This is a genomic window from Sulfitobacter sp. KMM 9851, from assembly GCF_057178245.1.
Map to the genome: position 1 here is coordinate 1777221 of NZ_CM169991.1, position 22415 is coordinate 1799635.

Sequence of the window (22415 nt, forward strand, 5' to 3'; positions counted from 1 at the left end):
GAAAGTCTGGACGGCTCAAGAAGCGTCTTCGCCCTCGTAGAGGCTGATCGGCTGGCTCGGCATGATGGTCGAGATGGCGTGTTTGTACACCAACTGGCTTTGCCCATCGCGGCGCAGCAAAACGCAGAAGTTATCGAACCATGTGATCACGCCCTGCAGCTTGACCCCGTTGATCAGGAAAATTGTCACAGGCACTTTGGTCTTGCGCACGTGATTCAGGAACGCGTCCTGAAGGTTTTGTCTGTCTGACGCCATGATAGCCTCGCCTTTGTTCTTACTGGCGTCCGCGGACCGGACCCCCCCATTACTGCAAGTATGGAGTGCGTTTGTCGGAGATTCCAGCCCAAATATCAGGCCGCTAGGTGTGTTGAGGGGGCAAGCGTGTCAGGCGCGCCACAAATCCGGGGTCAATAGCGCAATAATTGCCAAGGTTTCGAGCCGCCCGAGCACCATTGCACCGCAAAGCACCGCCTTGGCCCCGATGCTCAGCTCGATCAGGCGGATCGGGGCATCGGCGGCAAATTCGATTAACGGGCCGGTGGTCGACAGCGTTGCCACCGACATGACGATGGCCGCATCAAAGGGTGCGCCGACCAGTGTCAGCAGCAGGGTGATGCCCGCCAGAGACATGGCGAAAAGCATGAAAAGAATCCAGGCGATAAAGGCGCCGTTGCTTTGCAGGCGGCGGCCCGCCGTGCCGGCCCCGCTGACCGAGCTGGGGTGCACCAGCCGTTCCATCTCACGTACGCCGTTTTGATACAGTGCAAAAACCCGCAGCAATTTTACCCCGCCCGCCGTGGTGGCGACGCCGCCGCCGATCAGGGCCAGCCCCATCAGGATCAGTCCCGGTGTGCGCAGGCCAGACCAGCTTTGGGCCTCGGCCCAGTGTTCAGAGACAAAGCCGGTGGTGGTTAGAAAAGACATCACGGTAAAGATGGCGCCCCAGAGCGCCAGCGCGGCCTCGCCCAGGTTTTCCATCGCGGCGACATCATAGGCGCCGATCCAGTGGCGACCGAACAGCAGCAGCGGCACGCCCAGCACCACGATGATGCCGATCCGAAACTCGGGGTCTGTCATCAGACCGCCCTGTGTTGCAGTCACCGTGTCCTTGGAAAAGGTCAGCCGCGACAGGGCAAAAACCATGAACAGCATCATCACCGCCTCGCCGGTGACGCCTACCGCCGCATCCTCGACCCCGCCGATCGGAGAAATGCCAGACGTGGCCAGCACCGACATCGCGTGGCACAGCGCGATCAACGCGGATTCGCCGCCGATCACCAGCAGCAGCCACAAAAGCAGCGTCAGCCCGACATATATTGGCAGCAGGGTGCGGGTGGCGCGCAGCATCCGCGCGCGGGGGTTTATGGGGGCCATGGCGGTGTTGCGGATATCGTCCCGGCGGCCCGGTTCGGCCTGTGACGTCACCTCGAATCCGCCCAGGTGCAAGGGCGCGAGAATGGCCGAGGCCGCGACCCACATCAGCAGCCCGCCCATCCAGCCGACCTGCGCACGCCACAGGTGCAGCGTCGGGCTAAGCCGGGCGGGGTCGTCAAACATCGTGGCCCCGGTGGTGGTGAGCGCGCTGAGCATTTCGAAATAGACGTTCACAAAATGGGTGGTCGGCAGGGCCTCGATAAAGGGCACGGCAAAGAACACCGGCAGGAACACAAAGGCCGAGAGCAGCGACATCAGCGGCCCCAGCGCGCCATGACGGGGCTGTCGGCCGGCGTGGGCGATGCCGATCAGCGAAAACGCCACCAGCCCCAGCAGCCCGGCATAAAGGAACGACCGGCTGGCATTGTGATCGTTGGTGACCAGCCCATAGATCGACGGCAGGATCATCGAACATGCCGAGGCCCCGAACAGCAGCAGGAACAGCGGCAGTTGCAACACATCGTGGCGAAGGGTGGTCAGTTTGCGCAACAGCAAGTCCCTTGCGGTTAGAAAAAGTCGATCGACACCTGAAGCAGTTGTTCGACCCGCGGCACGTCTTCGGCCAGCGCAAAGAGCGCGATCACGTCACCCTCGTCGATGCGGGTGCTGCCCAGCGGGCGGATCACATCATTGCCCTTACGCAACATGCCGATCAGAACCCCCTCGGGGAATTCGATCTCGGACACGCGGCGCCCGGCGAGCGGGGATGTCGACAACACTTCGGCCTCGATCACCTCGGCCTCGGCGTCACCGATGGAATAGACCGCACGCACCCGGCCGTGGCGGATGTGGCGCAGGATCGAGCTGACGGTGGTGGCGCGCGGATTGATATAGGCGTCGATCCCTAGGGGCGTCATCAGCGGCACCAGCGTCGGGTCGTTGATCAGGGCAATGACATAGGGGCAGCCTTCGGCCTTGGCGCGCACGCAGGCCAGCATGTTGGTCTTGTCGTCGTCGGTCACGGCAAGCATGGCATCGGCGCGGCTGATCCCGGCCTCGGCCAGCAGGGCGGCATCCAGCCCGTCACCGTTGAGCACGATGGTCCGTTCCAGTGCCTCGGCCGCGCGTTCGGCGGAGCGGCGGTTTTTCTCGATCATCTTGGTCCGCACGCGCAGCGGCCCGGCTTCGAGGTGCTGTGCGACGGTCAGGCCGACATTGCCGCCGCCAACCAGGACCACGCGTTCCTGTTTGGTCGTCTTCTTGCCAAAGATTTCCATGGTGCGGGCGATGTCGTCGCGGTGGGTAAAGACATAGCAATCGTCACCGACAAAAATCTGATCCTTGGCCTCGGGGGCAAAGAGTGTGCCATCGCGGCGCACGCCCACGACAACGGCGCGCAGGGTCGAAAACAGATCGGTCAACTGGCGCAGGGGTGTGTTGACCACGGGGCAATCGGCATCAATGGAAATGCCCAAGAGATGCGCCTGCCCGTCCATGAACACCTCGGTGTCAAAGGACGCGGGGGCGCTGAGCCGTTGCAGGGCGGCGGTGGCGACTTCTTTTTCGGGGCTGATCACCACGTCGATGGGCATGTGATCGCGGCGGTAAAGGTCGGAATAGATTGCGTCGAGGTAGGATTGGCTGCGCAGGCGGGCGATCTTGCGGTTGATGCCAAAGACCGAATGGGCAACCTGGCAGGTGACCATGTTGACCTCGTCGGAATGGGTGGCGGCGATGATCATTTCCGCATCGCGCGCGCCGGCCCGGTCGAGCACATCGGGATAGCTGGCAAAGCCCGCAATGCCCTGCACATCCAGCGTATCGGTGGCGCGGCGCACCAGATCAGCGTTGCTGTCGACCACGGTGACATCGTTGCGTTCCCCGCTGAGGTGGCGGGCAATCTGCCAGCCGACCTGCCCTGCGCCGCAAATGATCACTTTCATGTAAGGCTTCCTTACCCTTGGCGAATTGCCGGTTCCGGCCCATTCAACATAGATCGGTTAGAGGGCATGACAGATGGCATGGCAAGGGTCAAATCAATTGTCTTGGGGCGCGGTTCAGCGCATAATGGTGACATGAAAACAGATCGTAATCACCTTTTCTTGGTTGTTGTGCTGGGGGGCGCCGCCTTGGCGGCCTGTGCGCCGCTCAATACCTATTACAAACCCGGTGCCACGGTGGCGCAGGTGACCCGCGACACCACAGCCTGCGAGGTCAAGGCACTGCGCGATGTGCCTGCCTCTACCCAGGTGCGGCGGATGCCGCCGCGGTTCGTGCAGGGGCCGCGTATCTGTGATGCGGCCGGCAATTGCCGCTATGGACCGGGCTATTACATCCCCGGCGAAGTGGTGACATTTGATCCCAACGATGGCTTGCGCAAACGGGTCGAGGGGCAGTGTATGGCCGATCGCGGCTTTGCCCCGGTGACGATCCCGCCCTGCCCCGACAGTGTTGCGCGCGCAGCCCCCGCGCGGGCGACGACCACCCTGCCCGCTTTGAGCCCCAAGTCCTGCGTCATCCGAAACAGTGACGGGTCGTTTCAGATCGTCACACGCGGCTGAGGCTGTGGGAGCGAGGGGCCAGCCCCTCGCGCTCCCCGGGAATATTCAGGACCAAAAAGAGAGACAAAAGCGGTGTCTAGCCCGTGACCTCGGCATCTTCGTCGACATGGGCGATGCGCACGCCGGCCTTGGCCGAGGTGACCACGCCCAGTGACTTCAGCTTGCGGTGCAACGCGCTGCGTTCCATGCCAACGAAATTCGCGGTGCGGCTGATATTGCCGCCAAAGCGGTTGATCTGGGTCAGCAGGTATTCGCGTTCAAACGCCTCGCGGGCCTCGCGCAGGGGCAAGGTGGCCAGCGCACCCGACAGGACAACGCGGCCATCGTCTTCGGCGTGGTCGTCTTCGCCGGGCAGTTCGCGCGCCTCGATCGGGCCGGTGCCGTCGCCCAGGATCAGGACGCGCTCCACGAGGTTCTTGAGCTGGCGGACGTTGCCGGGCCAGACCATCGTCTGCATCAGCGCCACGGCATCATCGCTGAGCTGGCGCAGCGGCAACCCCTGGGCGCTGTTGAATTCACCGATGAAGTGGTCGGCCAGCAGCGGAATGTCCTCGCGCCGTTCCTCAAGGCTGGGCACCGCGATGGGCACCACGTTGAGCCGATGAAACAGTTCCTGGCGGAAGGTTTCGGCGGCGATGGCGGCGTCGAGGTCCTTGTTTGTGGATGATATCACCCGCAGGTCGACGCGCACCTTGTCGTTGCCACCGACGCGGGTGAACTGCTGGTCGACCAGCACGCGCAGGATTTTGGACTGGGTGCCAAGCGGCATATCTGCCACCTCGTCAAAATAGATCACGCCACCATGGGCCTGTTCCAACAAACCCGGTTCGACCCCGCGATCGGATGTTTCGCGGCCAAAGAGCATTTCTTCCATCTTGTCGGGTGCGACGCCGGCGCAGTTAACGGTGATGAAGGGGGCCGTGGCGCGGGCGGAATGGGCGTGGATATAGCGCGCGGCCACTTCCTTGCCGGCACCGGCGGGTCCGGTCAGCATCACCCGGCCATTCGATTTAGTCACCTTGTCGAGCTGCACCAGCAGCGCGCGGAAGGCGGCGGAGGTGCCGACCATTTCCGAGGTGGCCACGTCGCGGCGTTTGAGGGTGTTGTTTTCGCGGCGCAGGCGGGCGGTTTCCATTGCGCGGCGAATGACCACCAGCAATTGATCAATGTTGAAGGGCTTTTCGATGAAATCATAGGCCCCCTGTTTGATCGCCGCCACGGCGATCTCGATGTTGCCGTGGCCGGAGATGATCACCACCGGCACATCGGGATTGTCGCGTTTTACCGTCTTGAGGATGTCAATGCCGTCCATCCGGCTGTCCTTGAGCCAGATGTCCAGAATCATCAGCGCCGGCGCCTCGGCATTGATCTCGGCCATGGCGTCATCGGAATTGCCCGCCAGGCGGGTGGCATAGCCTTCGTCCTTGAGAATATCCGAGATCAGCTCCCGGATGTCGCGCTCGTCGTCCACAATCAGGATATCACTCATCAGCCTGGTCTCCTTCGTCAATCGTTAGTGTCACAGCCAGTGGCAGCGTGATCGCCGCCATGGCGCCAAAATGGGTCTGGCCCGCAAAGACGGGCGCGTTTTCAAGGGACAGGCTGCCGCCATGTTCCTCGATGATCTTCTTCACGATCGGCAAGCCGAGGCCGGTGCCTTCGCTGCGGGTTGTCACATAGGGTTCAAACAGGCGTGCGCGGTCTTCGGGCAGGCCAATGCCGTTGTCGCAGATGGTGATCCGAAGCGTCGTGTCCTGACACGTCATCGCCACTTTTATCTGCGGCTTCAAGCCCTCTGGCGCGCCTTTTTCCTTTAGCGTTTCAATAGCTTCGCCTGCGTTCTTGATCAAGTTCGTCAGCGCCTGTGAAATCATCGTGGCGTCGAGATTGGCCATAATCGGTTGATCCGGCAGCGTCATGTCGATCTTGACCCCCGGCTGGCCGGATTGTTGCAGCAGCACGGCATCGCGCAGCAGCCGTCCGACATCCTGAAGGGTGGTTTCCGGTTCTGGCATCCGGGCGAATTTCGAGAACTCGTCGACGATGCGGCGCAGATCACCGGTCTGGCGGATGATGACGCCGGTCATCTGTTCCAATGCAGTGACGTCTTCGTCGTGTTCCAGTTTGGTGATGAACTTGCGCTTGATGCGTTCGGCACTGAGCTGGATCGGGGTGAGCGGGTTCTTGATCTCATGCGCGATGCGGCGCGCGACGTCGCCCCAGGCCGCCATGCGCTGCGCGCTGACCAGATCGGTCACATCATCAAAGGCCACAACGTACCCTTCGAGACGGCCATCTTCGGCACGGCGGGTGGCCATGCGCACCAGCAGGTTCTCCATCGCACCCTGACGCGACACCTTGACCTCGCCTTGTGCCACCTCGCCCGGGCCTGCGGTGACGGCTTCGAACATCGGGCCGAATTCGGGCACCGCAAAGGTCAGCGCCAGGGATTGCTGGTTTTCCTCCCAGTCGAGCAGCCGCATCGCGGAGCGGTTGACGAAGGTCACACGCCCTTCGGGGTCAAGCCCGACAACCCCTGAGGTGACAGAGCTGAGCACGGAATCAAACAGCCGACGGCGGCGTTCGATGTGACGCGTGTTGTCCAGAAGGGTCTCGCGCTGGCCTTTCAATTGCCGCGTCATCTGGTTGAAATAACGCCCCAGCATGGCAATTTCATCATCGCCCTCTTCTTCGCGGACCTGCACCTCAAGATCGCCGGCGCCGACCTGCTGTGCCGCACCGGTCAGCCGCCCGACGGGGCCGGACAGGCGTTCGGCAAACCACAGGCCAAGCCAGACTGCGGCAAGGATCAGGATCACGGCAAAGGCGAGATACACAAGCGCAAATTCAAACAGCAGTCGGCCGCGTTCGGATTCAAGCTGTTGATAAAGCCGCACTGTTTCCTTTGTTTCGTCCAGCAGCGACAAGATTTCGCCGTCCACATCACGCGACACATATAGATAGCGATCGACAAAGGAATTCATCGGCACCAGCGCGCGGAATTCATTGTTGGGCCAATCCTCGATCACCAGCAATTCTTCGGTCGCGGCCCGGTCGATCTGCTCGGCGCTGGGGGCTTCGTAGTCAAATAGGTACGACCGATCGCCGCGGGCACGTATCTGGGCGGTGCCGTCGATCAGATAGGCTTCGCGCAGGCCGCGCTGGATCTGGCGCTGGCCCTCGCCCAGCAATTCGCTGTCGGACAGGTTGATGCCCTGCGCACGGGCGTTGTCGATGCTGCGGGCCAGCGCCAGCGCGTCAGATTTCAGGTCTTCGCGCTGTTCCGATTCGTAGGCCTGGGCGGCGGCCAGCGACGATCCGACAACGCCGCGCACGCGATCCGAAAACCATCCCTCAAGGCCGACATTCACCGTCAGCCCGGCGAAAACCGCAACCGTGACCGTGGGGATCAGGGCCATCAGGGCAAAGACCCCGGTGAGCCGAAGATGGAGCCGCGAGCCTGCAGATTTCGCGCGGCGCGCGGCGATCAGACGCGCCACCTGGCTCAGCACGAGAGCGGCCACCAACAGCACGTAAACCAAATCTGCCAGCAAAATCAGACGCAGGTTGAGCGTGTCGGCCCCCTGCGCCAACGGCCCAAGCGCCAGATAGGTGGCAAGCGCCAGCACCGGGCCCAGCACCACCAGCCCGAGCGTGGACCAATTGCGCAGCCGTTTGATCCGCCGAAGGCGTCCAAGTCTTTCTAGTGTAAAACTGCGTGTCCGGGTTGCCACCCGAGAACCTCACCGATGTTGTGGTGCATTGCTGCACCTACCGCCATATTTTGTGGTCCTGATCGGGGTTGATACCCGATGGCCACGGTTATGTGGCGCTTTTACATCATTTTTCGGCCCCGTGTAACCTCAATTTCAAGATCGGTGATTTTCTTGCGCAGGGTATTTCGGTTGATCCCCAAAAGGTCGGCGCATTTGGCCTGATTGCCAGCAGTTGCCGCGAGCGCGATCTCGATCAGCGGGCCTTCGACTTCGCGCAGGATGCGGGCATAAAGACCCGGTGGCGGCAACATGGTGCCGTGCAGATCAAAGTAGCGTCGCAGGTGACGTTCGACCGAGGCACCCAGTTTTTCGGTATTGGCCTGCGCGCGCAACGGTTCAGGGTTGGGCTGGGTGCCGATCACCTGTTCCGCCTCGGCTTCAGAAATTTCGGCGGCGCGGCTGGTCAGGGCCAGTTGCCGCATGGCGTGTTCCAACTGGCGCACATTGCCGGGCCAGGGATAGGTGGCCAGAACGCGGGTGGCCGGGTCGGAGAGGTGGCGCGCGCCGCTGGGGCTGCTGTCGGCCTTGGCCAGGAAATGCGCAGCCAGCATGGCGATATCGTCCACCCGGTCGCGCAGCGCGGGCACCTGTACGGTTGCACCCGACAGGCGGTAATACAGGTCGCGGCGCAGCTTGCCCTCCTTCATCGCGGCGGCCAGATCGGTCTGGCTGGTCGCCAGAAAGCGGGGGCTGTGGTCGCCGGGCGCGTCCATCATCCGGGCAATGCGGGCCTGTACGTCTTGTGGAATATCCGCAATCTCGTCAATCAGCAGGGTGCCGCCTCGTACCCGCGCCAGCACCCGTGCCGGGCCTTCGATGTCAATCAGTTCGGCGGCGGTGACGGTGACAAACGGCAGGCTGCGTCGGTCTGAAAAGTCATGGATCGCCCGGCCAATCAGCGATTTTCCGGTGCCGCTTTCGCCCCAGATCAGCACGGGCAGATCGGTATTCATGATCCGCGCCACCATCCGGTAGAGTGCTTGCATCACCGGGGTGCGCCCGATCATCGGCAGATCATCGCGATCGGCCGGGTTGTCGTCCACCGGGGCGGCGCGGCGCTGCGGCCCGCCGCGCTCCAGCGCCCGGGCAGTGCGCTTCATCAGGTCCGGCAGGTCAAAGGGTTTGGGCAGATAGTCATAGGCCTCGGCTTCGGCGGCCTTGATCGCGGTCATGATGGTGTTCTGGGCGCTGATCACGATGACCGGCAGACCGGGCCGGTCCTGCGCGATCTTTGGCAGCATTTCCAATCCGTTGCCGTCGGGCATGACCACATCAGAGATCACGACATCGCCCTTGCCTTCGGCGACCCAGCGCATCAGCGTCGTCAGGCTGGACGTGGCATGGACCTTGCACCCTGCCCGTGTAAGCGCCTGGGTCAGAACCGTGCGGATCGTGCGGTCGTCATCCGCCACCAGAATGGTGCCATCCATGTCAAATCTCCTCGGGCTGGGATTGTGCGCGGGGCAGTGAAATGCGAAACACGGTGCGCCCCGGCACCGAGGTCACTGAAATCCAGCCCTGATGGTCTGAGATGATCTTGCTCACCAGCGCCAACCCCAGACCGGTGCCGTTTTCACGCCCCGATACGAAGGGGTCAAAGACATCGCTGCGGATATGATCCGGCAGGCCGGGACCGTCGTCGATCACCTCGATCTGAAGCGGCAGCGGCTGACCCGACCCATCAGCGCGGCGCAGGCGAAAGGCGTGTTCATAATAGCTGTGCAGACGGATCGTGCCACCGCCTTTGCCCGCCGCCTCAGCCGCGTTGCGGATCAAGTTCAAGAGAACTTGCAGCAGTTGGTCCTTGTCGCCCAGGGCCAGCGGCAGCGAGGGGTCGTAATCCTCGACAATCGTCATATGCGCCCCAAATCCCAGCAAGGCCGAGCGGCGGGCGCGGTCGAGCACATCATGCAGATTGATCGGCTGGCAGACCGGCGGCACCAGGTTGCCGAACTGTTCGACCTGTTCGAGCAATTTCACGATGCGTCGGCTTTCCGCGACAATCAGGTCGGTCAGTTCCAGATCCTCAGCGCTGAGGTTCATCGACAGCAATTGCGCCGCCCCGGTGATGCCCGCCAACGGGTTCTTGATCTCATGCGCCAGCATTTCGGCCATGCCGATCGCGGATTTGGCGGCGGATTTCACCGAATTGTTCTGCGTCATGCGCCCGGCCAACTCGCGCGGGTTGATCATCAGGATCATCTGGCCATCGACCCCCGTCAGGGGGGCAATCTGCAAGGCGCATTGCAGTGGCGGACGCTGGCCGCTGCCAACATCGACGTCATTCACAAACAGCGGCGTGCCCTTGGCGCGCGCGCGGGCAAAGGCGGCCTCAAGCGGGTCGTCGACCGCCAGCATGTCCCAGACCGGCACCCCGATCACCGATTTGACAGAGGCGTTCAGGAACCCTTCGGCAGCGGGGTTGATATCTGTGATCTTGTCATCCGCCCCGATGATCACCGCAGGCACGGGCAACGAGGCCCAGATCGCCCGGTCAGGCACGGCCGCGTTCACGCGGCGGCCTGACGCGGTGCGGCAAACATCGCCTCGCGGATCAGCAACCGGGTGGCGGCAATATCGGGTGCGGTCAGCAGCGCGCGACGCAGATCGCCCGGTGTGGCGCAGTGATCCATGTACCAGCCCAGATGTTTGCGCGCGACGCGTGCGCCGATCTTGGCCCCGTAAAAGGCCAGTATCGCTTCAAAATGCCCCGCCACCATCTCCGCAAAGTCGGCCCCCTGCGGGATATTAGGCGCCGGTGTTCCATAAAGATCATGCGCCACCTCGGCCAGCAGCCAGGGCCGCCCTTGCGCACCGCGCCCGATCATCACCCCGTCACCGCCGGACTGGTCCAGCGCTGTGCGCGCGGTTGTGCTACAGGTGATGTCGCCATTGGCAATCACCGGGATATCAACCACGTCCTTGACCCCGCGGATCGCGGCCCAATCGGCGCGGCCCTTGTAGAACTGGCAGCGGGTGCGGCCATGGATCGTGATCATGCGGATGCCGGCATTTTCCGCCGCCCGCGCTATCTGTGGGGCGTTCAGCATGTCATCGTCCCAGCCCAGCCGGGTCTTGAGAGTGACCGGGACGCTGACCGCGCCCACCACCGCCTCGATCAGGCGCAACGCATGATCGGGGGTTTTCATCAGGGCCGAGCCTGACGCCCCCTGTGTCACCTTCTTGGCCGGGCAGCCCATGTTGATGTCGATGATCCGCGCGCCCTGCGCTTCGATCATCCGCGCCGCTTCGGCCATTGGTGCCGCCTCGCGCCCGGCCAGTTGCACCGCCGTACCCTCGACCCCAAGACCCAGTTCGGCCTTTTCGCGGGTGCCGGGGCGGTCGGTCAGCCATTCATGGCTTGCCACCATCTCAGACACCACCAGCCCAGCCCCAAAACGCGCCACCAATGTACGGTACGGCAGATCGGTGATTCCGGCCATCGGGGCCAGAAACACTGGCGGGTCAAAACGCATCTCGGGCGCTGTCACGTGCTTAATCCTTGTGCAGTTCCCGTTGGTGTAGCGGTCTATGGCACAAAGCTCAATAAAAGAGGGGATCAAATGAGCCTGACCTGACGGCATATGCCTAAATATTAAGCGCGCACCTGCGCGATTGCACCCGTCGCCGGCTTTGCCTAGACAGAGGTATGCTGAAACGCCCTGCCTTTTGTGTGTGTCCATGTCCGTCGCCGCGCTGATTGTCGCCGCTGGCCGGGGCACCCGCGCCGGGGGTGACGTGCCGAAACAGTGGCAGATGCTGGGCGGCAAACGGGTGATCGACCACACCATTGCGGCGTTCCGTGCCCTGCCCCAGATTTCACAGATCATCGTGGTGCTGCACCCGGACGATCAGAGCCGCGCGGCGGGACTTGCGGGGCCGGATGTGACGCTGGTTACCGGTGGCGTCGACCGCGCCGGATCGGTCCGTGCCGGGCTGGCGGCGGTCAAAGATGCTGACCGCGTCCTGATCCACGATGCCGCCCGCCCCTGTGTCAGCGCCCGCGTGATCACCGATGTGATCGACGCGCTGGCCACCCATGCCGCTGCCGCGCCGGGGCTGCCGATCACCGATGCGCTGTGGCATGGGCAACAAGGCAGTGTTACCGGGTTGCAGGACCGTAGTGGCCTATACGCGGCACAAACGCCGCAGGGTTTCGATCTGACGGCGATCCGCGCCGCCCACACCGCCTATAGCGGCCCTGCCGCCGACGATGTCGAGGTTGCCCGCGCCGCCGGTTTGACGGTTGCGATCACAAAAGGCAGCGCCGATAACCTAAAGATTACCCTGCCGGGCGATTTGGCCCGTGCCGCACGTATATTGGACAGACAGATGGACATTCGCACCGGTAACGGATTTGACGTGCACGCCTTTGGCCCCGGTGACCATGTCACCCTCTGCGGCATTAAAATACCGCATGATCAGGGGCTTGTTGGCCACTCCGACGCGGATGTGGGACTGCATACAGTAACGGATGCGATCTATGGGGCGCTGGCACGGGGTGATATCGGCCAGCATTTCCCGCCCAGCGATCCACAGTGGAAAGGCGCCGAGAGCAATATTTTCCTGCGCCACGCCGCGGCACTGGCGCATACGATGGGATTTACCCTGACCCATGTCGATTGCACGCTCATCTGCGAATTTCCCAAGATCGGCCCGCATGTGCAGCAGATGCGCGCCGCAATGGCCGATATGCTGAACATCGACATCGACCGCGTGTCGGTCAAGGCAACCACATCGGAGCGTCTGGGCTTTACCGGCCGGGGCGAAGGCATCGCCTGTATGGCCACAGCAACATTGGTGAAGGTATGAAACTCGCAACCCTGATCGGCACGCTTTTGGGTGTCGGCTATATCCGCCCCGCACCCGGCACGTGGGGGTCACTGGTGGCATTGCCATGGGCCTGGCTGCTGCATGTCATCGGGGGGCTGCCGCTGCTGGTGGTCGGCATCATCGCGGCCTTTATCAAGGGGTGGTGGGCGACTGCGAAAATGACCAAAGGCAGCGACGATCACGATCCCTCGCATATTGTCGTGGACGAACTGGTCGGACAATGGATTGCGTTGTTGCCGCTGTCCTACGCCGCCTGGTCGATGGAGATATCAATCCTTGCTATGTGGCCGGGCTGGATCGCCGCTTTTGTGTTGTTCCGGCTCTTTGATATCACCAAACCCTTGATCATCGGATGGGCCGACCGGCGTGGTGACGCGCTGGGCGTGATGCTGGATGACGTCTTTGCTGGCATCTTTGCCGCCCTTGGGGTGATGGCGCTGGCGGCGCTTTACCACGGGATGTAACACGATGATGATCGCAGGCGAAATCCTTGAAATAGCGCGAAAAAACGGCGTCATGATCACCTGCGCCGAAAGCTGCACCGGCGGCATGGTTGCGGCTGCATTGACCGATCTGCCGGGGTCGTCCGTGATGTTTGACCGCGGGTTTGTCACCTACACCAATGGCGCAAAAATGCAGATGCTCGGTGTCGACGCCGCCACGCTGAACACCTATGGTGCGGTGTCTGAGCCGGTGGCGCGCGAGATGGCCAAGGGCGCGCTGTCGCATTCTGACGCCGCACTTGCGGTGTCGATCACCGGCATCGCAGGCCCCGGTGGATCAGAGCACAAACCAGAAGGGCGCGTATGCTTTGCCACCGCCACCACAGGACGTATCGAGGCCGAGACTGTCGAGTTCGGCGCGCTGGGTCGCGATGCCGTCCGCCGGGCTGCGCGCGATCACGCGCTGGCCCTGCTCTACAGCAGATTGATCGCGCTACCTGACGCGTAACCGCGCCGCCTTTGCTGTTCTTTTTGGTCTTATATATTCCCCGCCGGAGGCATTTTTCTTTTAGATCCCCCGCCTTCTTTTATATCCCAGACCCGTAAAGCGCTGCCGCCCGCGTTTCAAACGCCCGGACAACCCGCGTCATCGCTTCGTTGAAAACCACGCCGATGATTTTTTGCAAGATCGCGTTGCGGAATTCGAAATCGACAAAGAAATGCACTTTGCAGCCGTCTGGCGCATCTTCAAAGGCCCAGTTTGACTTCATATGTTTGAACGGCCCGTCGAGATATTCGGTGTTGATCTTCATCGCTTCGGGCCACAGCACGACGCGGCTGGTGAACCGTTCGCGGAACACCTTGAAGGAGATCACCAGATCGGCCTCCATCACACGGTGATCGCCGCGGTCCTCGTCGCTGCGGATACGGGCGGCAGCGGTCCAGGGCAGAAATTCGGGGTAACGCCCCACGTCGGCCACCAGATCGTACATCTGTTGCGCGGTGTAGGGCAGATTGCGGGTCTCTGAATGTGTTGGCATTGCTTTCCGTCATTTGGCAGGTTACCCCCTATCTCACTGTTGAGGCGCGCAGATTCAAGGGCAAAGCCATGTCAGACAAGCCATATGTTATCGACGAAATGATCTCGGCAAAGTCCATCGCGGCCCGGATCGAGGCGCTTTCCAAGTCTATCCATGATGAATTTGAAGGCACCGACAAACTGGTGGTTGTGGGGCTGCTGCGCGGATCTTTCGTGTTTATTGCCGATCTGGTGCGCGAGTTGGATCTGCCGATCGAGGTCGATTTTCTCGAAGCTTCCAGTTATGGCGACAGCACCGAAAGCAGCCGCGAAGTGCGTATTCTAAAGGATTTGCGCGGCGCCATCGAGGGGCGTGATGTGCTGGTGGTCGAGGATATCGTCGACACCGGGCACACCCTGCACCATGTCACCAACATGTTGCGTTCACGCGAACCGGCGCGGCTGAAATCCATTGCGCTGCTCGACAAGCCCAGCCGCCGGGAGGTCGATCTCAAGGCCGACTGGACCGGGTTTGAAATTCCCGACGAATTTGTCGTGGGCTACGGTATCGACTTTGCCCAACGCAACCGCAACCTGCCGTTCATCGGCAAGGTTCGTTTCACATGAACCCGATCTGGCTGCTGCGCATGTCCCGCTGGGCGCGCAATCCGCCATCGTTGAAACGTGTTCTTTTGGTCTTTGGCGTCATTGCATTGGCGCTGATCATCGGTGGAATCGAATGGATGGGCTGGTGGCCGGAATGGGCCACCGCCGAACGTATACCGCGCAAGTTCTGAGACCGGATTTGGGGCGTCACGGCACTGCGCCATTGTTCACGTTTTTGTTTTTTGCACGCTCACTTTCCCGTGTTACGCTAGGTCAGCAACAGGGAGATACCGATGAATTTTGCCAGCAAAACAAGCGCGCTCTGTCTTGGTACAGTGATCCTAGCCACTGCCAGCTTTGCCGCGTCGCACAGTGACAAGGCCGCCGCTGCCGCGGTGGAAGCGCGTCATGCGCAGATGGGGCTGATCGCCTATCACACCGGAATTCTGGGTGGCATGGCCAAGGGCGAGGCGGATTATGACGCGGACCTGGCCCGTGCCGCCGCGACCAATCTGCACGCCGCCGCCAGCTTGGCACCCGCCACGATGTGGCTGGAAGGCACCGAACAGGGCGCGGTTGACGGCTCGCGTGCCAAACCCGAAGTCTGGAGCGATGCGGCCGGGTTCGCAGATCGGCTAAACGCGCTACAGACTGCAAGTGCGGCCATGATCGACGCCGCTGCCACCGATCTGGACAGCCTCAAGACGGCGATGGGTGATGTTGGCAAGGCCTGCGGGGCCTGCCACGACGATTATCGCGGCCCCAAGAACTGATCCTTGCGCCGTTATGCCATCTTGCTGATGGGCTGCGCCGTGATTGGCGCGGCAGCGGGGTGGGTGCTGACGCGCCCTGCCCCGCTTGATGCAAATTATGCCGCAGGGCTGACGCCCGATGCGCAGGCCGGGCAACTGATCTTTGCCGCCGGGGGGTGTGTGTCGTGCCACGCCAAACCGGGCGCCGAGGCGGAGGCCAAGAGGGTGCTTGCCGGCGGGCTGGCTTTTGCCAGTGATTTTGGCACCTTCTATGCGCCCAATATCTCGTCCGATCTGGACCACGGTATCGGCAGATGGTCCCTGCCGCAGTTCGCCCGTGCGCTGACGCGGGGCGTGTCGCCGGAGGGTCAGCATTATTACCCTGCCTTTCCCTATACCGCCTACAGCCAACTTGCCCCGCAGGACGTGGCGGATCTGTTTGCCTATATGCAAAGCCTGCCTGCCGCTGCCACACCCGACGTGCCCCATGATGTGGGGTTTCCGTTCAACGTCCGCCGTGGGCTCGGCCTGTGGAAGCTGTTATTTTTAAAAGATGATTTTTTTCTGACGGGGGATCATGATGCGGTGGTCAGCCGGGGCCGATATCTGGCCGAAGCACTGGCGCATTGTGGGGAATGTCACACGCCGCGCAACGCTTTGGGGGCGCTGGACATGTCAAACTGGCTGGCTGGGGCGCCAAATCCGTCGGGCAAGGGCAAAATTCCCAACATCACACCCGGCGGGCTGGACTGGTCCGAGGCCGATCTGGTGGAATATTTCACCTCAGGTTTCACGCCTGAGTATGACAGTGCCGGCGGCGAGATGGCCGAGGTGGTCAGCAACCTCGCGCAATTGCCACAAAGCGACCGTGCCGCGATTGCTGCCTACCTCAAATCCGTGCCTGCGGTGGCGGATTAAGCCAGCCCCAACTTGCGGTTGCGGGCCTCGCGCAGACGGGCGAAATCATCGCCGGCGTGATAGCTCGACCGCGTCAGGGGTGTGGACGACACCATCAGGAACCCCTTGCCATAAGCCGATTTTTCATAGGCGGCAAATTCGTCAGGATGCACAAAACGGTCGACGCGGTGGTGTTTCGGCGTGGGTTGCAGGTACTGGCCGATGGTCAGGAAATCAATGTCGGCGGCGCGCATGTCTTCCATCACCTGAATGACCGATTGCCGGTCTTCGCCAAGACCGACCATGATGCCCGATTTGGTGAACATCGAGGGGTCCAGTTCCTTGACCCGCTGCAACAGGCGCAGGGAATGGAAATAGCGCGCGCCAGGGCGCACCTCTGGATAGAGGCCGGGCACGGTTTCAAGATTGTGGTTGAACACATCCGGGCGCGCCTCGACGACCTTTTCCAGAACCGACGGGTCGCAGCGGATGAAATCGGGTGTCAGAATCTCGATTGTGGTGCCGGGGCTGCGGTGGCGCACGGCGCGGATGGTCTGGGCAAAATGCTCGGCCCCGCCGTCCTTGATATCGTCGCGGTCAACAGAGGTGATCACGACGTGGTTCAGGCCCAGCTTGGCCACGGCATCAGCGACGCGGCCCGGCTCAAACGCGTCCAGCGCCTCGGGCGGTTTGCCGGTGGCGATGTTGCAAAAGGTGCAGGCGCGGGTACAGACCTCGCCCATGATCATCATTGTGGCGTGGCCCTGCGACCAGCATTCACCGACGTTGGGACAACCCGCCTCTTCGCAGACAGTGACCAGTTTATTGTCGCGCATGATCTTGGCGGTTTCGGCATATCCCTTGCCACCCGGCGCCTTGACCCTGATCCAGGCCGGCTTTTTCGGCTGGGCATTATCAGGCTTGCGGGCCTTTTCGGGGTGGCGTTGTTCGGGGATCTTCAGGTCGCGCATTACTTGGGCCTCTGCGGAATGGTCACTTGGTGCATAACATAGTTATCTGGCGGCTGAACACCACCGTCCTTTTATCTGTCACCGCAAGGCTGCCATGCATTTGATACAAGGCTCTGTGCGGGCGGGTAACATGCTGTTTATGCAGGGTATCATCATTGTGCAGTTGCAGCATTTCTGAATTGAAACCAAGGCGAATTTCCAATAGGAGGACGGCAAAGACCAAATACTGAAAGGAAGACGCGATGAAAACCGGTATCAATGTTCCAAATGTCACCTTCCGCACCCGCGTGCGTGACGACAGCATCGAGGGCAACAACCCCTACCGTTGGGAAGACAAGACCAGCGCGGATTTCTTTAGCGGCAAGCGTGTAATCCTGTTCTCCTTGCCCGGCGCCTTTACCCCCACATGCAGCACCTACCAGCTGCCGGGCTTTGAAAACAACTTTGACGCCTTCAAAGAGCACGGCATCGACGCGATCTATTGCCTGTCTGTCAACGACAGCTTTGTGATGAACAAGTGGAAAGAGATGCAGGGCGTGCAGAATATCGACGTGATCCCAGATGGGTCCGGTGAATTCACCCGCCGCATGGGCATGTTGGTGTCCAAGGACAACGTCGGCTTTGGCCCGCGCAGCTGGCGTTATGCCGCCATCGTCAACGACGGTGCGATCGAGGCATGGTTCGAAGAGCCCGGGATCTGCGACAACCACGCTGAAGACCCCTATGGCGTGTCCAGCCCGGAAAACCTGCTGGAGTATCTGGGCGAACAGGCCAAGACCAAAGCGGCGTAAATTTGGCTGATGATGATCGGAAGGCCGGGGTATTTCCCCGGCCTTTTGCGTTTGCCGGGGCTGAGAAAGTCCGGGCGTTAGCTACGGCTTGTTTCCGTGCGCCCTTCACTCAGCCGCGCATTGCCGCCGTCAGCCCCTCGCCGACCTGGCGTAGTGCGCCTGCCAAATGGGTCAGCCAATCGCTGTCGGGGGTGCTGGCGCGGCGGACCAGACCGATGCGGCGCGACGGTTCTGGGTCGTTAAAACGGGCCACGCGCAGCCCCGGTGCCGCGTCCATTTCCGTTTTGGCAGCGATTTCGGGCATCAACGTCATGCCAAACCCCGCCTCGACCAGCCGCGACAGGGTGGCGAGTGACGAAGCACCGGTATTGATACCAGCCTGGGTGCGGTCGCGCTGACACACCTCAAGCGCCTGATCGGTCAGACAGTGGCCATCTTCGAGCAGCATCAGCGGCGTGCGGTTCAGATCGGTCGGATGGGACACGTCGGCTGCTGCCATCCGCTCGGCCGAGCCGGCCAAAAGAAAGCGGTCCTCGAACAGAAATGTCTCTTTCAGGCTACCCTCGCCGCTGGGCAGTGCCATCACCGCGACGTCGAGCGCCCCTTCGCGCAGGGCGGTCAGAAGTTGATCGGTCTGTGCCTCGCGCACCTCGACGCGCAGCGAAATATCCTGTGCGCGCAGCGCCGCCAGAACGCCCGGCAACAGATAGGGCGCGATGGTGGGGATCAACCCCAGCGTCAGCGTGCCTGCCAGCCCCACCTCCCCGCGCGCCGTGGCATCCAGCAGCCTTGCGCGAATCAAGATGTCGTCGGCCTGCCCCAGCACCTGACGGCCCAGCGGCGTCAGCACAGAGGCGCGGGTCTGGCGTTCGATCAGTCGGCCGCCCAAGGCGTCTTCTAACGCGCGTATCTGTACGGAGAGTGCGGGCTGCGAGATATTGCAGGCCTCGGCGGCGCGGCCGAAATTCCCCAGCTTTGCCAAGGCTTTGAAATATTCGAGCTGTTTGAGAGTGAAGTTCATAACCAAAAGCTATCAAAAGTAGAGAAAACTGCAATTGGAAATTATTGCATACCGCTGTCATCCTGCTTTGGAATGATTCTAACCAGAGGGACGACTCATGAGCAACCGCCTGACCACATCCGCCGGCGCGCCAATGCCAACCAACGAGACCAGCCAAACCGCAGGAGAGCGCGGCCCGGTCCTGCTCGAAGACTATCAACTGCTGGAAAAGCTTGCGCATCAAAACCGCGAGCGTATCCCCGAGCGTGCGGTCCACGCCAAGGGCTGGGGCGCCGAGGGTGTTTTCACGGTCACCCATGACATCAGCCAATACACCTGCGCGTCGATCTTTCAGAAGGTCGGCAATACCTGCGATATCCTGTCGCGCTGGTCGACTGTGGCGGGCGAATTGGGTGCTGCCGACAGCGAACGTGACGTGCGCGGTTTCTCGATCAAGTTCTACACCGAAGACGGCAACTGGGACGTCGTGGGCAACAACACCCCGATCTTTTTCGTGCGCGATGCCTATAAGTTCCCCGATTTCATCCGCACCCAGAAACGCCACCCCAAGACGAACCTGCGGTCACCAGAGGCGATGTTCGATTTCTGGGCGGCGCAGCCGGAATGTGTCCACCAAGTGACTATCTTGATGTCCGACCGCGGCATCCCGGTGAACCCGATGCATATGCACGGCTACGGCAGCCACACCTATTCGATGTGGAACGCCAAGGGCGAGCGGCATTGGGTCAAGTTCCATTTCCGCTGCCAGCAGGAGATCCGCAACCGGACCAATGAAGAGGCGGAAAAGCTGATCGGTCAGACGCGCGAAAGCTTTCAGGAAGATCTGTACAACGCCATCGACGAGGGCAAATTCCCGAAATGGGAGCTGAACATTCAGGTTATGCCAGAGGCCGACGCCGAAACCGTTGGGTTTAACCCGTTCGATCTGACCAAGGTCTGGCCGCATGGTGACTATCCGCTGATCCCGGTCGGGATGTTGGAATTCAACAAGAACCCGGACAACTATTTCCAGATGGTCGAAAACGCGGCTTATTCGCCGTCGAACAAAATCCCTGGCATCGGTTTTTCACCTGACAAGATGTTGCAGGCTCGGGTGTTTTCCTATGCCGACGCGCACCGCTACCGGTTGGGCACCCATTACGAGGCCCTGCCCGCCAATGCGCCCAGGGCCGCAAAGGTACAGCATTATCACAAGGACGGGGGCATGCGGTTCTTTCCGCAGATCACCGGACACCCGGACGCGTACTATGAGCCGAACCAATATGCCGAGGCCGCCCGCCCCGATCCGTCGGTGATGGAACCGCCCCTGCGCATTTCCGGCGACGCTGACCGTTACAAGCAAGAGGAATCGGACGCAGATTACGTGCAGCCGCGTAAATTGTATCTGGAAGTGTTCGATCAGGGCCAACGTGATCGCCTGCATTCGAACATGGCCGGCGCGCTGGCACCCTGTTCGCAGTCGGTCAAGGAGCGTTGGTATGCTGTTTTGGAAAAGGTGCACCCCGACTATGCCGTCGGCGTGCGCACGGCCTGTGAAAAGGATGCGGTTGCGATTTCCGTGACCGATGACACGCCGACCACAGTGGCCGAGTAAACGCACTAGGCGCGCGCCCGTTAATGGGGCGCGCGCCGTATCGCCAAAGCCAAGCCGCCAGCGGCATCTTTCTAAAGAAACATCGCGGCGATCACCCGATCATCGGCCCGCCCGGGCCGGTTGTGGTGTCGTAATGCCGCTTGAGCCGCATGAGCGCGATGCGCAACACAATCTTGCCCGAGCGCGCCGACCAGCCCAGCCGCTTTTCCGTGGTTTCCAACCCTTCGAGAAAACAGCAGCAGCGCAGAACAACGTCTGACAGACCCGGCCCCAGTTCGGCCATCGCCTCGGCCACGCGGTCGCGGGCTGCGGTCGACGCGCGGTTGCCGCCGCTGCCGGGCCGAGGGCCTGCGCCCGTGCCCTGAGTCAGGAAATGATCCCAATTCTGCGCCACGCGTGGCCCCATTTGGGCCAGTTCAAAATCCTCGCGCAGGCGTTCGCCCGCGTGGACCAGTGCGTCATCCAAAAACGGCTCGCCCTTTTTGTCGCGACGGCGCGCGAGGGCGGTCAGCGGACTTTCGGTCAGGGAATAGCGGGTGCGGGTGTCGCGGGTGTCTTCGTGTGTGTCGGGCTGCGTGGCCCAACTGTCTGCGGCAGTGACAAACGCGGTCTGATCTTCGGCAAAGCCCAGAGGTTCGCCGCCTAGATCGCCATGTTCCTCGATGATTTGAGCCAGGGCGGCACGCCCCGCCGTGGTGATGTGGTAGCGTATGATCCGGCCGCTATTTCCCGGCGCGATCCAGTTCTTCAACGCCATCGCCTGCGCCACAGCCGTGTCGACCACCGCCGTTCGCGTGCTGCCACCGGCCGCGCCGTCGCGCACCACCACGGCCTTGTCCATATCGGTGGCCACCGCCAGAACCGCCCCCGTCTCGCACAGGCGGCGCAGGACGCGCCGCGCCTCAACGGTGAGGGTCTCTTCGTCCAACAGCGGTGTTTGCGGGGTGTCACTCATTGCGGCAGCCTTTTTTGTTGGGGGGTGACGGTCATCTCTTTGGCGCAGGTGAACCGCGCCCAAGCGGCGCAAGGCGGCATCCACCAGAGGATCATCGCGGCGGGTCTCTATGCGGCGGATCTGGCGCATGATGGTCGAGGCGTGACATCCCGCCGCCCGCGCCAACGCCCGGATCGGCTCGCCTTGTTCGGTATGGGCCAGATAATGCAGCGCCCCGTCTGGCACCCATCCGGGCAAACAATTGGTATCAAAGTCAAAATGCGCCGTCACGAGATTGCCACTTCCATGCTGGCGGGCCCCCAAAATCTGATGGATTTTATCCACAGACACCTAACAACCTAAAGATGTATTGGTTACCCGTTCGTTAAAATGAGGTCGTAGGGTAAGCATTGTTTACAAAAGATAAACAGTAATGAAGGCGGCGAACGGGGATTGAGGACAGCGCGCAACACCCGCTTAGGTTGTGCAACACTCGGCAGATCAGGGCGATTCATGCCCAGTTTCAACCAAAGGAAACGCCATGCAAGATCTGCTGACGATGCTGCACAAACTTCACCGCCCCCGCCTGTTGATGCGCGCTGCCCGTATCGGGGCCGAGGACTACCGCCGCACCAGCCACCTGCCCCGCATTCTTGGGTTTGGTGTGCTGCCACGCCACGGCACGGCCTTGCTGAAACTGATGGAGATTGAAGCGGTGCTGGACGAACAGCGCCAACAGGCGGACGCAGGGTATAGCCTGGTCCGCCACGTTGACGTGTTGATCGCGATGGTGGGCGAAGCCCGCGTGCTTAAGGCGGCGCAGGCATCGGGTGGGGAATAGCGC

The 22415-nt window shown here is 61.7% G+C and carries 23 protein-coding genes; 11 read left to right on the forward strand and 12 right to left on the reverse strand.

What is annotated here, in order from left to right; all coding sequences use genetic code 11:
• Positions 1 to 15 precede the first annotated feature (15 nt).
• From hfq to trkA, 3 genes are all read right to left on the reverse strand, one after another.
• Positions 16 to 255: an RNA chaperone Hfq gene (hfq, locus tag AC1965_RS08725; protein WP_007119530.1), complete on the reverse strand. Its 240-nt coding sequence runs from the start codon at positions 253 to 255 to the stop codon at positions 16 to 18.
• Between the two features lie 129 nt (positions 256 to 384).
• Positions 385 to 1923: a TrkH family potassium uptake protein gene (locus AC1965_RS08730; RefSeq protein WP_483886884.1), complete on the reverse strand. Its 1539-nt coding sequence runs from the start codon at positions 1921 to 1923 to the stop codon at positions 385 to 387.
• 17 nt (positions 1924 to 1940) lie between these two features.
• The gene (trkA, locus tag AC1965_RS08735; RefSeq protein ID WP_483886885.1) at positions 1941 to 3317 is read right to left on the reverse strand and encodes a Trk system potassium transporter TrkA; all 1377 of its coding nucleotides are present in this window, start codon (positions 3315 to 3317) and stop codon (positions 1941 to 1943) included.
• Between the two features lie 132 nt (positions 3318 to 3449).
• Between trkA and AC1965_RS08740 the strand changes: the two genes are divergently transcribed.
• A complete protein-coding gene (locus AC1965_RS08740) occupies positions 3450 to 3935 on the forward strand; it encodes a hypothetical protein (RefSeq protein WP_483886886.1) in 486 nt (161 codons plus the stop codon).
• 76 nt (positions 3936 to 4011) lie between these two features.
• On the opposite strand, the gene ntrX is transcribed toward AC1965_RS08740, so the two are convergent.
• From ntrX to dusB, 5 genes are all read right to left on the reverse strand, one after another.
• Positions 4012 to 5424, reverse strand: coding sequence for a nitrogen assimilation response regulator NtrX (gene ntrX / locus AC1965_RS08745; RefSeq protein ID WP_483886887.1), 1413 nt, complete (start codon positions 5422 to 5424; stop codon positions 4012 to 4014).
• Positions 5417 to 7669, reverse strand: a complete 2253-nt coding sequence (locus tag AC1965_RS08750; RefSeq protein WP_483886888.1) for a sensor histidine kinase NtrY-like — start codon at positions 7667 to 7669, stop codon at positions 5417 to 5419. Before AC1965_RS08750 ends, ntrX begins: the two co-directional genes overlap by 8 nt.
• A gap of 101 nt (positions 7670 to 7770) precedes the next feature.
• A complete protein-coding gene (locus tag AC1965_RS08755; RefSeq protein WP_483886889.1) occupies positions 7771 to 9141 on the reverse strand; it encodes a response regulator in 1371 nt (456 codons plus the stop codon).
• 1 nt (position 9142) lies between these two features.
• Positions 9143 to 10225 carry a two-component system sensor histidine kinase NtrB gene (locus AC1965_RS08760; RefSeq protein WP_483886890.1) on the reverse strand — a complete coding sequence of 361 codons (1083 nt, stop codon included), beginning with the start codon at positions 10223 to 10225 and terminating at the stop codon, positions 9143 to 9145.
• Positions 10222 to 11187 (reverse strand): tRNA dihydrouridine synthase DusB, encoded by a 966-nt coding sequence (gene dusB / locus AC1965_RS08765; protein WP_483887016.1) that lies wholly within the window; start codon positions 11185 to 11187, stop codon positions 10222 to 10224. Before dusB ends, AC1965_RS08760 begins: the two co-directional genes overlap by 4 nt.
• A 205-nt stretch (positions 11188 to 11392) precedes the next feature.
• Between dusB and AC1965_RS08770 the strand changes: the two genes are divergently transcribed.
• From AC1965_RS08770 to AC1965_RS08780, 3 genes are read left to right on the forward strand one after another with little or no spacing between them, the layout of a single operon-like run.
• The gene (locus AC1965_RS08770; RefSeq protein WP_483886891.1) at positions 11393 to 12523 is read left to right on the forward strand and encodes a bifunctional 2-C-methyl-D-erythritol 4-phosphate cytidylyltransferase/2-C-methyl-D-erythritol 2,4-cyclodiphosphate synthase; all 1131 of its coding nucleotides are present in this window, start codon (positions 11393 to 11395) and stop codon (positions 12521 to 12523) included.
• Positions 12520 to 13008: a phosphatidylglycerophosphatase A family protein gene (locus AC1965_RS08775; protein WP_483886892.1), complete on the forward strand. Its 489-nt coding sequence runs from the start codon at positions 12520 to 12522 to the stop codon at positions 13006 to 13008. Before AC1965_RS08770 ends, AC1965_RS08775 begins: the two co-directional genes overlap by 4 nt.
• A 7-nt stretch (positions 13009 to 13015) precedes the next feature.
• Complete coding sequence (locus AC1965_RS08780; RefSeq protein ID WP_483887017.1) at positions 13016 to 13495, forward strand: CinA family protein; 480 nt, start codon at positions 13016 to 13018, stop codon at positions 13493 to 13495.
• A 79-nt stretch (positions 13496 to 13574) separates the two neighbouring features.
• Here AC1965_RS08780 and AC1965_RS08785 read toward each other — a convergent pair whose 3' ends face one another.
• A complete protein-coding gene (locus tag AC1965_RS08785; RefSeq protein ID WP_483886893.1) occupies positions 13575 to 14027 on the reverse strand; it encodes a type II toxin-antitoxin system RatA family toxin in 453 nt (150 codons plus the stop codon).
• 68 nt (positions 14028 to 14095) lie between these two features.
• Here AC1965_RS08785 and hpt point away from each other — a divergent pair, with 68 nt between their 5' ends.
• The 4 genes from hpt (at position 14096) to AC1965_RS08805 (ending at position 16281) form a co-directional block, all read left to right on the forward strand.
• Positions 14096 to 14632, forward strand: coding sequence for a hypoxanthine phosphoribosyltransferase (hpt, locus tag AC1965_RS08790; protein ID WP_483886894.1), 537 nt, complete (start codon positions 14096 to 14098; stop codon positions 14630 to 14632).
• Entirely contained in the window at positions 14629 to 14802 is a 174-nt protein-coding gene (locus AC1965_RS08795; protein ID WP_483886895.1) for a hypothetical protein, read from the forward strand. Before hpt ends, AC1965_RS08795 begins: the two co-directional genes overlap by 4 nt.
• Before the next feature lie 102 nt (positions 14803 to 14904).
• Positions 14905 to 15384: a c-type cytochrome gene (locus tag AC1965_RS08800; RefSeq protein WP_483886896.1), complete on the forward strand. Its 480-nt coding sequence runs from the start codon at positions 14905 to 14907 to the stop codon at positions 15382 to 15384.
• A gap of 3 nt (positions 15385 to 15387) precedes the next feature.
• Positions 15388 to 16281, forward strand: a complete 894-nt coding sequence (locus tag AC1965_RS08805; RefSeq protein ID WP_483886897.1) for a c-type cytochrome — start codon at positions 15388 to 15390, stop codon at positions 16279 to 16281.
• Here the strand turns inward: AC1965_RS08805 and lipA are convergent.
• Positions 16278 to 17231, reverse strand: a complete 954-nt coding sequence (gene lipA, locus AC1965_RS08810) for a lipoyl synthase (protein WP_483886898.1) — start codon at positions 17229 to 17231, stop codon at positions 16278 to 16280. The genes AC1965_RS08805 and lipA overlap by 4 nt on opposite strands.
• A gap of 242 nt (positions 17232 to 17473) precedes the next feature.
• Here lipA and AC1965_RS08815 point away from each other — a divergent pair, with 242 nt between their 5' ends.
• Positions 17474 to 18022, forward strand: a complete 549-nt coding sequence (locus tag AC1965_RS08815) for a redoxin family protein (protein ID WP_483886899.1) — start codon at positions 17474 to 17476, stop codon at positions 18020 to 18022.
• A 109-nt stretch (positions 18023 to 18131) separates the two neighbouring features.
• Here the strand turns inward: AC1965_RS08815 and AC1965_RS08820 are convergent, their stop codons facing one another.
• Entirely contained in the window at positions 18132 to 19043 is a 912-nt protein-coding gene (locus tag AC1965_RS08820) for a LysR substrate-binding domain-containing protein (protein ID WP_483886900.1), read from the reverse strand.
• A gap of 97 nt (positions 19044 to 19140) precedes the next feature.
• Between AC1965_RS08820 and AC1965_RS08825 the strand changes: the two genes are divergently transcribed.
• Positions 19141 to 20637 (forward strand): catalase, encoded by a 1497-nt coding sequence (locus tag AC1965_RS08825; RefSeq protein ID WP_483886901.1) that lies wholly within the window; start codon positions 19141 to 19143, stop codon positions 20635 to 20637.
• Between the two features lie 91 nt (positions 20638 to 20728).
• Here the strand turns inward: AC1965_RS08825 and AC1965_RS08830 are convergent, their stop codons facing one another.
• On the reverse strand, positions 20729 to 21829 hold the full coding sequence (locus AC1965_RS08830) for a DUF6456 domain-containing protein (RefSeq protein WP_483887018.1): 1101 nt from the start codon (positions 21827 to 21829) through the stop codon (positions 20729 to 20731).
• Positions 21830 to 22112: 283 nt separating this feature from the next.
• Between AC1965_RS08830 and AC1965_RS08835 the strand changes: the two genes are divergently transcribed.
• Positions 22113 to 22412 carry a DUF6477 family protein gene (locus AC1965_RS08835; RefSeq protein WP_483886902.1) on the forward strand — a complete coding sequence of 100 codons (300 nt, stop codon included), beginning with the start codon at positions 22113 to 22115 and terminating at the stop codon, positions 22410 to 22412.
• Positions 22413 to 22415 lie beyond the last annotated feature (3 nt).

Coding starts and splice junctions, on each gene's coding strand:
- AC1965_RS08815 (WP_483886899.1), top strand. CDS start 17,474: ATGAAAACCGGTATCAATGTTCCAAATGTCACCTTCCGCACCCGCGTG.
- AC1965_RS08820 (WP_483886900.1), bottom strand. CDS start 19,043: ATGAACTTCACTCTCAAACAGCTCGAATATTTCAAAGCCTTGGCAAAG.
- AC1965_RS08770 (WP_483886891.1), top strand. CDS start 11,393: ATGTCCGTCGCCGCGCTGATTGTCGCCGCTGGCCGGGGCACCCGCGCC.
- AC1965_RS08795 (WP_483886895.1), top strand. CDS start 14,629: ATGAACCCGATCTGGCTGCTGCGCATGTCCCGCTGGGCGCGCAATCCG.
- AC1965_RS08755 (WP_483886889.1), bottom strand. CDS start 9,141: ATGGATGGCACCATTCTGGTGGCGGATGACGACCGCACGATCCGCACG.
- trkA (WP_483886885.1), bottom strand. CDS start 3,317: ATGAAAGTGATCATTTGCGGCGCAGGGCAGGTCGGCTGGCAGATTGCC.
- AC1965_RS08800 (WP_483886896.1), top strand. CDS start 14,905: ATGAATTTTGCCAGCAAAACAAGCGCGCTCTGTCTTGGTACAGTGATC.
- hfq (WP_007119530.1), bottom strand. CDS start 255: ATGGCGTCAGACAGACAAAACCTTCAGGACGCGTTCCTGAATCACGTG.
- AC1965_RS08780 (WP_483887017.1), top strand. CDS start 13,016: ATGATCGCAGGCGAAATCCTTGAAATAGCGCGAAAAAACGGCGTCATG.
- ntrX (WP_483886887.1), bottom strand. CDS start 5,424: ATGAGTGATATCCTGATTGTGGACGACGAGCGCGACATCCGGGAGCTG.
- dusB (WP_483887016.1), bottom strand. CDS start 11,187: ATGCGTTTTGACCCGCCAGTGTTTCTGGCCCCGATGGCCGGAATCACC.
- AC1965_RS08740 (WP_483886886.1), top strand. CDS start 3,450: ATGAAAACAGATCGTAATCACCTTTTCTTGGTTGTTGTGCTGGGGGGC.
- lipA (WP_483886898.1), bottom strand. CDS start 17,231: ATGCGCGACCTGAAGATCCCCGAACAACGCCACCCCGAAAAGGCCCGC.
- AC1965_RS08785 (WP_483886893.1), bottom strand. CDS start 14,027: ATGCCAACACATTCAGAGACCCGCAATCTGCCCTACACCGCGCAACAG.
- AC1965_RS08775 (WP_483886892.1), top strand. CDS start 12,520: ATGAAACTCGCAACCCTGATCGGCACGCTTTTGGGTGTCGGCTATATC.
- hpt (WP_483886894.1), top strand. CDS start 14,096: ATGTCAGACAAGCCATATGTTATCGACGAAATGATCTCGGCAAAGTCC.
- AC1965_RS08835 (WP_483886902.1), top strand. CDS start 22,113: ATGCAAGATCTGCTGACGATGCTGCACAAACTTCACCGCCCCCGCCTG.
- AC1965_RS08825 (WP_483886901.1), top strand. CDS start 19,141: ATGAGCAACCGCCTGACCACATCCGCCGGCGCGCCAATGCCAACCAAC.